The organism is Streptomyces sp. 5-10 (assembly GCF_014712245.1).
In the GTDB taxonomy this organism is placed as follows: Bacteria; Actinomycetota; Actinomycetes; order Streptomycetales; family Streptomycetaceae; genus Streptomyces; species Streptomyces violaceusniger.
On record NZ_JACVYG010000102.1, the window covers coordinates 1 to 15,357 of the forward strand.

The 15,357-nt window shown below is 71.3% G+C and carries 2 protein-coding genes; both read left to right on the forward strand.

Translation table 11 applies throughout. The features are described from left to right. On the forward strand, window positions 1-8,206 hold an 8,206-nt coding region (locus IEJ02_RS46470), incomplete at its 5' end, for a type I polyketide synthase (RefSeq protein WP_191070305.1). A gap of 85 nt (window positions 8,207-8,291) precedes the next feature. After that, on the forward strand, window positions 8,292-15,357 hold a 7,066-nt coding region (locus IEJ02_RS46475; RefSeq protein WP_191070306.1), incomplete at its 3' end, for an SDR family NAD(P)-dependent oxidoreductase.

Sequence of the window (15,357 nt, forward strand, 5' to 3'; positions counted from 1 at the left end):
GTGGGGTGAGCGGTTGTCGGTGGCGGCGGTGAACGGTCCCTCGGCGGTGGTGGTCTCCGGTGACGTCGACGCGCTGGAGGAGTTGCTGGCGGCGTGCGAGGCGGAGGGGATCCGGGCCCGCCGGATCCCGGTGGACTATGCCTCGCACTGCGCTCATGTCGAGGCCATCGAGGACGAGCTTCAGCGGATCCTCGCGGGAATCGCCCCGCGCTCCTCGTCGGTGCCGTTCTATTCGACGGTGACCGGCGGGGTGCTGGACACGGCCGGTCTGGACGCCGCGTACTGGTACCGCAACCTGCGTCAGACGGTGCGTTTCGACGAGACCGTGCGGGTGCTTCTCGATGAGGGTTTCCAGACGTTCGTGGAGGCCAGCGCGCATCCGGTGCTGACCATGGGCATCGAGCAGACGGCCGAGGTCCACGGCACCCCCGTGGCGGCCGTCGGCTCGCTGCGCCGTGACGAGGGTGGCCCGGAAAGGTTCCTGACCTCCCTGGCCGAAGCCCACGTCGGCGGCATCGCCGTGGACTGGCGGACGGTGTTCGCCGGAACCGGTGCGCACTCCGTCGACCTGCCCACCTACGCCTTCCAGCACCAGCGCTACTGGCTGGACGCCAACCCGGTCGTCGAGGCGGCTGCCGGTAACGGCTTGAGCGCGGATGCGGTGGACGCGCGCTTCTGGGAGGCGGTGGAGCGCGAGGACCTGGAGGCGCTGACACGGACGTTGGAGGTGGTGGACGAGGAGCAGCAGTCGTCGTTGACGGCGTTGCTTCCGGCGCTGTCGTCCTGGCGCCGTCAGCGGCGTGAGCAGAACACGGTGGACGGCTGGCGTTACCAGGCGGTCTGGAAGCCCCTGGCGTCCGCGTCCGAGACCACGCTCTCGGGCACCTGGCTCGTGGCCTTTCCGGAAGGCCGTGGTGACGATGTATTGGTCGCCACCGTGCTGGACGGGCTGGCCGGGCGCGGTGCGCATGTGGTTCGCGTAGCCGTCGGGGCGGCGGATGACCGTGAGGTGATTGCGGAGCGGCTGCGCGTGGCCCTCGATGGCGCAGCGGTGGAGCCGTCGGGCGTGGCGGGTGTGTTCTCGCTGCTGGGGCTGGACGAGTCGGCACACGAGTCGTTCGAGGTGGTCCCGGCCGGACTGGCGGCGACGGTGGGCCTGGTTCAGGCGCTGGGCGATGCGGATGTGGTGGCTCCGCTGTGGTGCGGCACCCGGGGCGCGGTGTCGGTGGGACGCTCCGACCGGCTGGTGAGCCCGGTGCAGTCGATGCTGTGGGGTCTGGGCCGGATCCTTGAGGCGGAGTACCCCCAGCGCTGGGGCGGCGTCGTGGACCTGCCCGAGACCATGGACGACCGCGCGATGACCCGTCTGGCCGGAGTGCTGACCGCCGCGGAGGGCGAGGATCAGGCCGCGGTGCGCGGGTCCGGCGTCTTCGCCAAGCGGCTGGTGCGGGCCTCCGCGCCTGAGGCCACGGCCGCGGATGGCTGGCGTCCGAGTGGTTCGGTGCTGGTGACCGGTGGTACGGGTGCGCTGGGTGGCCATGTGGCCCGCTGGCTGGCGCGTACCGGTGCTGAGCATCTGGTGCTGACGAGCCGTCGTGGTATGGAGGCCGAGGGCGCCGCCGAGTTGAAGGCGGAGCTGGAGGCGCTGGGTGCCCGGGTGACGGTGACGGCGTGTGACGCCGCGGACCGTGCGGAGCTGGCCGCGGTGCTGGACGCGATTCCGCAGGAGTTCCCGCTGACGGCCGTGGTGCATGCGGCTGGTGTGCTGGACGACGGTGTGGTGGACGCCCTGACGGCGCGTCGGGCCGCCGGGGTGCTGCGTCCGAAGGTGGCCGCGGCGCGGAATCTGCATGAGCTGACCGCCGGGATGGACCTGTCGGCGTTCGTGCTGTTCTCCTCGGCGGCGGCTACGTTGGGCGGTCCGGGCCAGGGCAGCTACGCGGCGGCCAACGCCTACCTCGACGCGTTGGCGTTGCAGCGGCGCGCGGATGGGCTTCCGGCGACCTCCCTCGCCTGGGGCGCCTGGGCCGGAGGCGGCCTCGCCACGGGCGAGGTCGGCGAGCGGATGAGCCGGTCGGGGATCCTGGCCATGCCCCCCGAGCTGGCGATTTCAGCGCTGCAGCAGGCATTGGACCACGACGAGACGTTCCTCGCGGTCGCCGACATCGACTGGACACGCTTCGAAGCGGACTCCGCCGACACTCCTCTCTTCCGCCAGCTGCGGAGCGCGCGGAGCACGACCACCGGGAAGCAGCTCACGGCGGGCAGTGCCGCCCCCGGGCGGGGCGAACTCCACGACCGGCTGGCGGCCCTGCCCCCGGAGAAGCGCGAAGGGGCGCTGCGGGACCTGGTGCGTGCCCAGGCCGCCGATGTCCTCGCGCACGACAGCGCGGACGCGGTCGCGTCGGACCGTGCCTTCCGCGACCTCGGCTTCGACTCGCTGACCGCCGTTGAACTGCGCAATCGGATCGGCGCGGCGACCGGGCTGCGGCTGCCGGTCAGCCTGGTCTTCGACTACCCCACGCCCACGGTGCTGGCACGGTTCCTGAACGGCGAGATGTTCGGCACCGAGGAGGGCGGTTCCGCCGAGACGGCGCCGACCCGCTCGGACTCGTTCGACGAGCCCATCGCGATCGTGGCGATGAGCTGCCGGTTCCCGGGCGGCGTGCGGACCCCGGAGCAGCTGTGGGACGTGGTGAACGCCGGAGTCGACACCATCTCCGGGTTCCCCGACGACCGTGGATGGGACCTCGACGGGCTGTACGACCCCGACCCCGACAAGCCGGGTAAGACCTACGCACGCACCGGCGGATTCCTGGACAACGTCTCCGACTTCGATCCGGACTTCTTCGGTATCTCGCGGCGTGAGGCCCTGGCCATGGACCCGCAGCAGCGGCTGCTGCTGGAGACCTCCTGGGAGGCGTTCGAGCGTGCCGGGATCGACCCGGCGGCGTTGCGTGGCAGCCAGGCGGGCGTCTTCATCGGCTCGAACTACCAGGACTACGGCGGGCGGGCCATCAGCGCACCGGACGGTGTGCAGGGCTATCTCGGACTCGGCAGCGCCTCGAGCGTCGCGTCCGGCCGCCTCTCCTACACCTTCGGCTTCGAGGGCCCGGCCGTGACGGTGGACACCGCGTGTTCGTCGTCGCTGGTCGCCCTGCACCTGGCCTGCCAGTCCCTGCGCCAGGGCGAGTGCGACATGGCGCTGGCCGGCGGTGTGACCATCATGGCCACGCCGGGCACGTTCGTCGAGTTCAGCGCCCAGCGTGTGCTGTCGCCGGACGGACGCTGCAAGGCGTTCTCCGCCGAGGCCGATGGCACGGGCTGGTCCGAGGGCGTGGGCCTGCTGCTGGTGGAGCGGCTGTCGGACGCCCGGCGCAACGGCCACAAGGTGCTGGCTGTCGTCCGGGGCTCGGCGATCAACCAGGACGGTGCCTCCAATGGCCTGACCGCCCCGAACGGCCCGGCGCAGCAGCGGGTGATCGGCAAGGCCCTGGAGAACGCGGGCCTGTCGACCGCCGATGTGGACGCGGTGGAAGCCCACGGCACGGGCACCTCGCTCGGTGACCCGATCGAGGCGCAGGCGCTGATGGCCACCTACGGTCAGGGGCGGCCGGAGGACCGGCCGCTGTGGCTGGGCTCCATCAAGTCCAACATCGGCCACTCGCAGGCGGCCGCCGGTGTGGCCGGGGTCATCAAGATGGTGATGGCCATGCGCGAGGGCGTGCTGCCGAAGACGCTCCACGCGGACGAGCCCTCGCCGCACATCGACTGGACCAGCGGCGCCGTGTCCCTGCTGCGCGAGTCGACCCCGTGGCCGGAGACGGACCACCCGCGCCGGGCGGCCGTGTCGTCCTTCGGGATCAGCGGCACCAACGCGCACACCATCATCGAGGCGGCCGACCCCGTCGCGTCGCCGACGCCGGAGACGGGCGGCGAGGCCACCGGTTCGCCGGTCGGCACCGCGGTGGTTCCCTGGCTGCTCTCCGGCAGCAGCCCTGAGGCGCTGAGCGCTCAGGCCCGGCGACTGCGCGAGTTCGACAGTGTCCGTACCGCGCATGCCGGTGACGTCGCCGACATCGGCTATTCGCTGGCGACGACCCGTTCCGCCCTGACCCACCGCGCCGTTGTGGTCGCCGAGGAGCCCGCGCAGTTCCTGTCCGGACTCGACGCGCTGGCGGAGGGCAGGAACGCGGCCACCCTGATCCAGGGCGTGGCGCGGGCCGAGCACAAGACGGCGTTCCTGTTCTCGGGCCAGGGTGCGCAGCGCCTGGGCATGGGCCGGGAGCTGTACGACGCCTTCCCGGTGTTCGCCCAGGCACTGGACGAGGTGTGCGCACACCTCGATGTGCTGCTCGACCGTCCGCTCACCGAGGTGATGTTCGCGGCCGAGGACGGTGCGGACGCCGGACTCCTGAACCAGACGGCGTTCACCCAGCCCGCACTGTTCGCCATCGAGGTAGCGCTGTTCCGGCTGCTGGAGCACTGGGGCGTCACCCCGGATGTGCTCATCGGCCACTCCATCGGCGAGGTCGCCGCCGCGCATGTGGCGGGCGTCTTCTCGCTGGAGGACGCGTGCGCGCTGGTGGCGGCCCGTGGCCGTCTGATGCAGGCGCTGCCCGAGGGCGGTGCGATGGTGGCCGTCCAGGCGCACGAGGCGGAGATCGCCGCGTCGCTCGCCGGTCGTGAGGCCGAGGTGAGCATCGCCGCGATCAACGGCCCGACCGCCGTGGTCATCGCGGGCGATGAGCCCGCCGTGCTGGAGATCGCCGGACAGTGGGAGCGGGAGGGCCGTAAGACGCGCCGCCTGCGCGTGAGCCACGCCTTCCACTCCCCGCGCATGGACGGGGTGCTCGGTGACTTCCGGAAGGTCGTCGAGGGGCTGTCGTTCGCTTCACCGACCCTCTCCCTGGTCTCCAACGTCACCGGCACGTCGGTGAACGCGGATGAGGTGTGCTCGCCGGAGTACTGGGTGCGGCATGTGCGGGAGGCGGTGCGGTTCGCGGACGGGGTACGGGCCCTGGAGAACCTGGGCGTGACGTCGTTCGTGGAGGTGGGCCCGGACGGTGTGCTCACCGCGATGGCCCAGGACTGCCTGACGGCTGGGGAGTCGGATGGCGGGCCCGCTCCTTCCCTCGTACCCGTGCTGCGCAAGGACCGGGCCGAGATCCAGTCGCTGACCATGGCGCTGGCCGAACTGCACGTCCACGGCACCACGGTGAAGTGGGAGGCGGTGTTCGCCGGGCGTGGCGCCCGGCGGGTGGAACTGCCCACCTACGCCTTCCAACGGCAGCGCTACTGGCTCGAATCGGCGCCGACCGCCAGTGGCGATGTGACCTCGGCGGGGCTGAACTCGCCCGACCATCCGCTCCTCGGCGCCGCCGTCGCCCTCGCCGACACCGACACCTACCTGTTCACCGGCCGCCTGTCCGTCTCCACCCAGCCGTGGCTGGCCGACCACGCCTTCGCGGACACCGTCCTCTTCCCCGGCACGGCCTTCGTGGAGCTGGCCCTGCGCGCGGCCGAGCAGGTGGGCTACGAGCGGCTGGACGAGCTGACCATCGAGACGCCACTGGTCCTGCCCGCACGGGGCGCGGTCCAGATCCAGCTCACCGTGGGCGAGCCGGACGAGTCCGGAGCCCGTTCGCTCAACCTGTACTCCAGGTCCGAGGACGCCCAGCCGGACGACCCCTGGACCCGCCACACGACCGGCCTGCTCACCAGGGACCCGGCCACCACGGCACCGGAGTCCGTGGCCGCCGACTTCGCCGTGTGGCCGCCCGCGGACGCGAAGCCGATCGAGGTGGCCGACCTCTACGACCGGTTCATCGACGTCGGCTTCGCCTACGGACCGGCCTTCCAGGGGCTGCGAGCCGCCTGGCGCCGTGGCGACGAGATCTTCGCCGAGGTCGACCTGCCCGAGGCGCAGGAAGCCGAGGCCGCGCGGTACGGTCTGCACCCGGCACTGCTCGACGCCTCGCTGCACACCGTGGCGTTCAAGCCGTCCGGCACCGACGGCAGCACCCTTCCGTTCTCCTGGAACGGGGTGACCCTCCACACCGCCGGCACGTCCGCGCTGCGCGTACGGCTCGGCAGCGTCGCCGAGGACACGGTCTCGCTGCACGCCACCGACACCTCCGGTGCGCTCGTCGCCTCGGTCGACTCCCTCGTCCTGCGGCCCGTGGCCCCGGAGCAGGTGAACTCCGCCCAGCGCTACGAGTCGCTGTACCAGGTCGAGTGGGTGCCGACCGCCCCGGACACCTCCCGCGCCCCGAATGACGCGGTGGCCGGACCCTGGGCGCTCGTCGGACCGGACCAGGCCGAGGTGACCGAAGCCCTCCGATCGGCCGGTGTCACGGTGGACACCTACCCGGATCTCGCGGCCCTGGCCGGGGCCATCGACGCGGGCGCCACCGCGCCCGACGTCGTCCTGGCCGCCTGCGTGTCCCGCAGCCGCCGGACGCGCGACCTGGCGCAGATGGTACGGGAAGCCGGCCACCGCGCCCTCGACCTGCTAAAGAGCTGGCTGGCCGACGACCTCTTCGGCGCCTCCCGGCTGGTGTTCCTCACCCGGGGCGCCATGGCGGCGGGCGACGACACCGATGTCGCCGACCCCGCCGGCGCGGCCGTCTGGGGCCTGGTGCGCTCGGCCCAGTCCGAGAACCCCGACCGGTTCGTGCTGGCCGATCTGGACGAGCAGGACGGCTCACGCCGGGTCCTCCCGGCGGCGCTCACCGCCGATGAACCGCAGATCGTGGTCCGCGACGGCACGGTTCTGGCCGGCAGGCTGGCCCGGGTCCCGGCTCGCGGCAACGCGCCCGAGCAGGACACGGCCACGACCGGCATCACCTGGGACCCGCAGGGCACCGTCCTGGTCACCGGAGCGGCGTCCGGCCTCGGGGGCCTGGTCGCCCGGCACCTCGTCGGCGAGCACGGCGTGCGCCACCTCGTGCTGGCCAGCCGCCGCGGCCTCGCCGCGGACGGCGCGGCCGAACTGCGGACGGAGCTGGCGGACCTCGGCGCCCATGCCACGGTCGCCGCCTGCGACACCGCCGACCGCGACTCCCTCGCCGCGCTTCTGGCCTCCGTGCCGGACGAGCACCCGCTCACCGCCGTGATTCACACGGCCGGAGTGCTGGACGACGGCGTCGTCGAGGCCCTCACACCCGAGCGCATCGACCGCGTGCTGCGGCCCAAGGCCGACGCGGTGCTCAACCTGCACGAGCTGACCGCCGGGCTCGACCTGTCCGCGTTTGTGCTCTTCTCCTCGCTCTCCGGGACGCTCGGCGGCCCGGGCCAGGCCAACTACGCAGCCGCCAACGCCTTCCTGGACGCGTTCGCGCACCGGCGCCGGGCCGAGGGCCTTCCCGCCCAGTCACAGGCATGGGGGCTGTGGGCGGAGCGCAGCGGCATGACCGGCAAGCTGGACGAGGCCGATACGCGGCGCATCGCCCGGGACGGCGTGACTCCGATGGCCTCCGAGGAGGCCCTGGCCCTGTTCGACGCCGCTTGCGGCATCGACGCGGCCACCCTGGTCCCGGCACGGCTCAACGCCTCGGCGTGGCGAGCCCAGGACGGGCCGATCCCGGCCCTGCTGCGGGGCATCATCCGGACCACGGCTCGGCGCGGCCCCGCGAGGACATCCACGGCCGGTTCCGGCGCCGACCCCGCCGACCTGCGTCGCCGTATCGGCTCGATGAAGCCTGCCGCCCGGCAGCAGGCGCTCCTGGAACTGGTGACCGAGCACGCGGCCATGGCGCTGGGCCACGACAACACCCGCGCTATCGTCCCGGACCGTGGATTCCTCGAGCTCGGCTTCGACTCGCTGACCGCGGTCGGACTGCGCAACCAGCTGGGCACGGTGACCGGCCTCCGGCTGCCCGCCACCCTGCTGTTCGACTACACGACGTCCAGGGCGCTGGCCGGGTATCTGGCGGAGGAACTCGTCGCGGAGGAGCCGGACGCGTCGGTGGTGCTGCCGGTCCTGTCGGAGCTGGAGAAGCTGGAGAACTCCTTCGCCGAGGTGGTGGCGGACGAAGCCGCCAGGACACACCTCACATCACGCTTGCAGCAGGTGCTGGCGAAGCTGACCGCAGGCCAGCGGACCCAGACGACGAACGGTGGGGTCGCTGCCGCCGACAAGTTCGAGTCGGCGACCGACGACGAGATCTTCGACTTCCTCGACGAGGAGCTCGGAACGTCGTGAGCGGAACGCACCCCGTCCCTGGAAGTTACCGGCCGAAGGCTTTCACCCCCCTGTCCCGGGGTTCTCAGAGGAGTGACAAGAGGCAGTGAGCGACACCAAACTGCGCGATTACCTCAAGCGCGCGACGGCCAGTCTGCATGAGACTCGTCAAGAGCTGCGGGAACTCAAGGACAGGGACACGGAACCCATCGCGATCGTCGGCATGGGATGCAGGTATCCGGGTGGCGTGGAATCGCCGGAAGACCTGTGGGAGCTGGTCGCCTCGGGCACTGACGCCATCTCCACCTTCCCCGTGGACCGGGGATGGGACGAGGACCTGTACGACCCGGACCCGGAGAAGCCGGGCAAGAGCTACACCCGTGAGGGCGGGTTCCTGCACGACGCGAACGGCTTCGACGCCGCGTTCTTCGGCATGAGCCCACGGGAGGCGCTGGCGACCGATCCGCAGCAGAGGCTGCTGCTGGAGACCTCATGGGAGGCGCTGGAGCGGGCGGGAATCGACCCGGCGTCCGTGCGCGGCAGCCGCACCGGCGTGTTCGTCGGTGTGATGTACAACGACTACGGCTCCCGCATCCAGTCGATCCCCGAGGGCCTCGAAGGCCACCTCGGCAACGGCAGCGCGGGAAGCGTCGCCTCCGGCCGCATCTCCTACACCTTCGGCTTCGAAGGCCCCGCGGTGACCGTGGACACGGCGTGCTCCTCGTCGCTCGTGGCGCTGCACCTGGCCGTGCAGGCCCTCCGCAAGGGCGACTGCTCGCTGGCGCTCGCCGGAGGCGTGGCCATGATGGCGACACCAGGGGTGTTCATCGAGTTCAGCCGGCAGCGCGGACTCGCCGTCGACGGGCGCTGCAAGTCGTTCTCGAACGCGGCCGACGGCACCTCATGGTCCGAAGGCGCCGGTGTGCTGTTGCTGGAACGGCTGTCCGACGCGCGGCGCAACGGGCACCAGGTACTGGCCGTGGTACGGGGCGCCGCCGTCAACCAGGACGGGGCGAGCAGCCGGCTGACCGCGCCGAACGGTCCCTCGCAGCAGCGGGTGATCCGCGACGCGCTGCGGAACGCGGGCCTGTCGGCGGCCGATGTGGACGCGGTGGAGGCACACGGCACCGGTACGACGCTGGGTGACCCGATCGAGGCGCAGGCCCTGCTGGCCACCTACGGCAAGGAGCGCCCCGGGGCGGACCGGCCGTTGTGGCTGGGGTCGTTGAAGTCGAACATGGGGCACACCCAGGCGGCCGCCGGCGTGGGTGGCGTCATCAAGATGGTGATGGCGATGCGGCACGGTGTGCTGCCGAAGACCCTGCACGTGGAGGAGCCGTCGGAGCACGTGGACTGGTCGGCGGGAGCGGTGTCGCTGCTGACCGAGCCGGTCCCGTGGCCGGAGACGGGGGCACCGCGCAGGGCCGGTGTGTCCTCGTTCGGGGTGAGCGGGACCAACGCACATGTGCTCTTGGAGCAGGCTCCGGAGGCCGAGGTGGTCGATGCCGCCGAGGCCGAGGGCGTCGATGGTCCGGTGGCCTGGGTGGTGTCCGGACGCGGTGCGGAGGGATTGCGGGCCCAGGCCGGGCGGCTGCGGGATTACGTGGCGGAGCGCCCGGAGTACGGTGTGGCCGATGTGGCGCTGTCGCTGGTGACGACCCGGTCGGTGCTGGAGCACCAAGCGGTGGTGGTGGGCCGCGACCGGGACGAACTGCTGGCGGGCTTGGCCGCGGTGGCGGAGAAGTCGGCTCATCCGGGCGTGGTGGTGGGCGAGAGCGCGCCTCCCGGCCGTTCCGTCTTCGTGTTCCCGGGCCAGGGGGCACAGTGGGTGGGCATGGCGGTCGGACTGCTGGAGTCCTCGCCGGTGTTCGCGGAGGCGATGGCCGAGTGTGAGGCCGCGTTGGCGCCCTACGTGGACTGGTCGCTGACCGGGGTGCTGCGCGGTGTCGACGGTGCTCCCGGGTATGACCGGGAGGACGTCGTTCAGCCGGTGCTGTTCGCGGTGATGGTGTCGCTGGCGCGGCTGTGGCGTTCGGTGGGTGTGGAGCCGGACGCGGTGATGGGCCACAGCCAGGGCGAGATCGCCGCGGCGTGCGTCGCGGGTGCTCTCTCGCTGGAGGACGCGGCCAAGGTGGTGGCGTTGCGGTCGCGGGTGATCGCGGCGAGGCTGGCCGGCCGTGGTGGGCTGGTGTCGGTCGGACTGCCGATCGACCAGGCGCGGGAACGTATCGCCGCTTGGAACGGCGCCGTGTCCGTGGCCGCGGTCAACGGTCCCGGTTCGGTCGTGGTGGCGGGTGCTGGGAAGGCGCTGGATGAGCTGTTCACGGCGTTCGAAGGCGAGGGGATCCGGGTCCGTCGGGTTGCCATCGACTATGCGTCGCACTCCGTCTTGGTGGAGGAGGTCCATGAGGAGCTGCTGAAGGTCCTGACGGACATCGAGCCGCGCTCGGCGGAGGTGCCTTTCTACTCGACGGTTACCGGTGAACCGATCGACACGGCCGAGCTGGACGCGGAGTACTGGTACCGGAATCTGCGGCAGACCGTCGAGCTGGAGGCCACCACCCGCAGGCTGTTCGCCGACGGGCACTCGGTGTTCGTCGAGGTGAGTCCCCATCCGGTGCTGAGGCTGCCGGTGCAGCAGACCATCGAGGCCGCCCAGACAGAGGCCGTGGTCCTCGGCACGCTGCGGCGTGACGACGGTGGACTCGAGCGATTCTTGATCAGCGCCGCTGAGCTGTTCACCCATGGCGTCCAGGTGGATTGGGCCGCCGCGTTGGAGGAGCGTGGCGGTCGACGGGTCGAGTTGCCGACGTATGCCTTCCAGCGGGAGCGTTACTGGCTCGATGTGCCCGCGGGTGCGGGCGATGTGGGTTCGGTGGGGTTGGGCTCGCTGGGGCATCCGTTGCTGGGTGCGGTGGTGTCGCTGGCGAGTGGTGGCGGCGTGGTGCTGAGTGGGCGGTTGTCCTTGGCCACGCATGGGTGGCTGGCGGATCACGCCGTGCACGGCGTCGTGTTGCTGCCGGGAACGGCGTTCGTGGAGTTGGCGCTGCAGGCGGGCGACCAGGTCGGTTGTGGCCGGGTTGAGGAACTGACCCTGGAAGCGCCGCTGATCGTGCCCGAGAAGGGCGGGGTGCACCTTCAGGTCGAGGTGGGCCAGGCGGATGCTTCCGGCTACCGCGAGGTGAGCGTGTTCTCGCGGGACGAGGCGGAGGGTGAGGGCGCGGTGTGGACGTGCCATGCCCGTGGGGCGCTCGCGCCGGCCGAAGGCGCTGATGGGGTCCTCTTTGATTTCGGGGCGTGGCCTCCGGCGGGGGCTGAGGTCGCGGATGTGTCGGGGCAGTATGTGCGGGCCGCGGAGAACGGGTTGCGGTATGGGCCGGTTTTCCAGGGGCTGAAGCGTGCGTGGCGGCGTGGCGACGAGGTGTTCGCGGAGGTGTCGCTTCCGGAGGGGGAGCGGGAGCGTGCGGGTGAGTTCGGTTTGCACCCGGCGTTGTTCGACGCGGCGTTGCACGCGATGGGCGTGAGTGAGGCTCTGGCGGGTGGTTCGGGCAGTCTGCTGCCGTTCTCGTGGCGTGGATTCTCACTCGGCGCGGTCGGTGCCTCCTCGCTGCGAGTAAGGCTGGCTCCGGCGACGCAGGGCAATTCGGGTGCGGTGTCGGTGGTGGTGGGGGACGAGTCCGGGCGTGCGGTGGCGTCGGTGGAGTCTTTGGCGTTGCGGCCGGTCGAGGCTGGTCAGCTGCGGGTTGCGGGTGGGGCGGCCCGGGACGCGTTGTTCCGGCTGGAATGGGTGAACGCGCCCGCGGCGGATCGGGCGGTGCCCGTGCCGGACGTGGAGGTTGTGCGGGTGGTCTCCAGCGGTGCGGACGTGGTGGGTGAGGTTCATAGGGAGGTGCTTGAGGCTTTTGAGCGGGTGAGGTCGTGGGTGACCGATCAGGAGTCCTCGGACGCGCGGTTGGTGTTGGTGACGCGGGGCGCGGTGGACGTGGGCGATGGCGTTGGCGTGAGGGATTTGGCGGGGGCCGCGGCGTGGGGCCTGGTGCGGTCCGCGCAGGCGGAGAACCCCGGCCGCCTGGTGCTGGTGGATACCGATGATGTGGAGGGGGTAGCCGATCTCCTTCCCGGGATGCTGGCCTTGGGCGAGGATCAGCTGGTGGTGCGGTCCGGTGTGGTGCGGGTGCCGCGCCTGGGGCGGGTGCCGGCCGTGGCCGTTCCGGAGTCGGCTGGGTTTGGTTCGGGTGCGGTGTTGGTGACGGGTGGCACGGGCGTGCTGGGCGGCCTGGTGGCTCGGCACCTGGTGGCCCGGCATGAGGTCAGGAAGCTGGTGCTGCTGTCCCGTCGTGGTGCGGAGGCCGAGGGCGCGCCGGAATTGCGGGCGGAGCTGGAGGCCGCCGGCGCGGAAGTGGCCATCGTGGCGTGCGATGCCGCGGACCGTGTGGCTCTGGCCGGGGTGCTGGAGGGGTTGCCGGAGGGTTTTGGTCTGAGTGGTGTGGTGCATGCGGCGGGTGTGCTCGACGATGGGCTGCTGACGTCGTTGACGCGTGAGCGGGTTGAGCCGGTGTTGCGGGCGAAGGTGGACGCGGCGTGGAATCTGCATGAGCTGACCGAGACGATGGACCTGTCGGCGTTCGTGTTGTTCTCCTCGGCCACCGGTGTGCTGGGCGGCGCCGGGCAGAGCAACTACGCGGCGGCGAACGTGTTCCTGGACGGCCTGGCGTCCTGGCGCCGGGCCCGGGGGCTGCCGGGTGTGTCGATGGCGTGGAGTCTGTGGGCCGAGGCCAGCGGTATGACCGGCCACCTCGGCGAGGAGGACCTGCGCAGGGTGTCGCGGTCGGGTCTGGTGCCGCTCTCCTCCGAGGAAGGGCTCGAATTGTTCGACGCCGCGTTGGTGTCGGACGAAAGCGTGCCGGTCCCGCTGCGGCTGGACATCCCTACGCTGCGTGCGCAGGGCGCCGAACTGCCCACCGTCTTCCGCAACGTCGTGCCCCACGTGATGACGCGCCGTACCGCGCGATCGGAGCAGAGCGCGAGTCTTCCCGACGAATTGCGCCGGCGCCTCGTGGGTCTGCCGCAGACGGCGCAGGACGAGATGCTGCTGGAGCTGGTCCGCGTTCAGATCGCGGCGGCCCTTGGGCACGCCACTCCCGAGACGGTGAACACGCGGCAGCCCTTCAAGGAACTCGGCTTCGACTCACTGATGGCCGTCGATCTGAGGAATCGGCTCACCGCGGAGACCGGCCTGCGACTGTCCGCCACGCTGATTTTCGACTATCCGACCCCGATGGCACTCGTCGGCCACCTGCGCGACGAACTTCTGGGCGGGGACGGCGTCATCTCGTCGGCAGGCCTGGGGGAGGTGGCCGGGCCCGGCGCACCGGTGGACGACGACCCCATCGTGATCGTGAGTATGAGCTGCCGTTTCCCGGGTGGGGTGCGGACGCCCGAGGAACTGTGGCAGCTGGTGATGGCGGGTACGGACGCGGTGTCCGAGTTTCCGTCCAATCGCGGCTGGGACCTTGAGGGGATGTACGACCCGGACCCCGACCGGGAGGGCACGTACTACGTCCGGAACAGCGGATTCCTGCACGACGCGGACCAGTTCGACCCGGTGTTCTTCGGGATCTCGCCGCGTGAGGCCATGGCGATGGACCCGCAGCAGCGGTTGCTGCTGGAGACCTCTTGGGAGGCGTTCGAGCGGGCCGGGATCGATCCGGTCGCCGTCCAGGGCAGCCGATCCGGCGTATTCGTCGGTGTCATGTACAACGACTACGCCACTCGTCTCCAGGGGAACGCTCCGGAAGGCTTCGAGGGCTCCATCGGCACCGGCAGCGCGGGCAGCGTGGCGTCCGGTCGTATCTCGTACACGTTCGGTCTCGAGGGACCTGCGGTGACGGTGGATACGGCGTGTTCATCGTCGCTGGTGGCACTGCATCTGGCGGCTCAGGCACTGCGTCAGGGCGAGTGCGAGCTGGCACTCGCCGGTGGCGTGACGGTGATGTCGTCGCCGAACGTGTTCGTGGAGTTCAGCCGTCAGCGAGGACTCTCCGCCGACGGCCGGTGCAAGGCGTTCTCGAACGCGGCGGACGGCACCGGCTGGTCGGAGGGCGTGGGCATGCTTCTCCTGGAGCGGCTTTCGGACGCCCGGCGGAACGGCCACCCGGTGCTGGCCGTGGTCCGGGGTACGGCGATCAACCAGGACGGCGCGAGCAACGGCCTGACGGCTCCGAACGGCCCGTCGCAGCAACGCGTGATCCGGCAGGCGCTGGCGAACGCTCGTCTGTCGCCGGCTGACGTGGACGCCGTGGAGGCACACGGGACCGGTACCCCGCTGGGTGACCCGATCGAGGCGCAGGCGCTGCTGGCCACCTACGGCCAGGAACGTCCCGAGGGCCGGCCGCTGCTGCTGGGCGCGTTGAAGTCGAACATCGGCCACACCCAGGCCGCGGCGGGCGTCGGTGGCGTCATCAAGATGGTGATGGCGATGCGGCACGGCGTGCTGCCGAAGACGCTGCATGTGGATGAGCCGTCGCGGCAGGTGGACTGGTCGGCGGGCGAGGTTCGGCTGCTTACGGAGGCCACGGAGTGGCCGGAGATGGGGCGTCCGCGTCGGGCTGCCGTGTCGTCGTTCGGCGTGAGCGGGACGAACGCGCACACCATCATCGAGCAGGCCCCGGTACCTGCCGAGGCGGAGCGGGACGAGGCTCCCACCGACGACCNACCTGCCGAGGCGGAGCGGGACGAGGCTCCCACCGACGACCACGGCATCGCCCCCTGGGTCCTCTCCGGCCGGAGCCCGGAAGCCCTGCGCGCCCAGGCGGAGCGGCTGCGGTCGTACCTGCTCGACCGCACCGAACTGAGCACGCTGGACGTGGGTTACTCGCTGGTGGCGTCGCGGTCGGTGTTCGAGCATCGCGGTGTGGTGACGGGTGGGGACCGTGAGGAACTCCTGCAGCGGTTGGGCGCGTTGGCCGGGGACGAGGTGGTCTCCGGTGTGACGCGTGGTGTGGCGGATGTTCGTGGCCGTTCGGTGTTCGTGTTCCCGGGGCAGGGGGCGCAGTGGGTGGGTATGGCGGTGGGGCTGCTGGAGTCCTCGCCGGTGTTCGCCGAGGCGATAGCCGAGTGTGAGAAGGCTCTGTCGGCGTATGTGGACTGGTCGTTGACGGATGTGCTGCGCG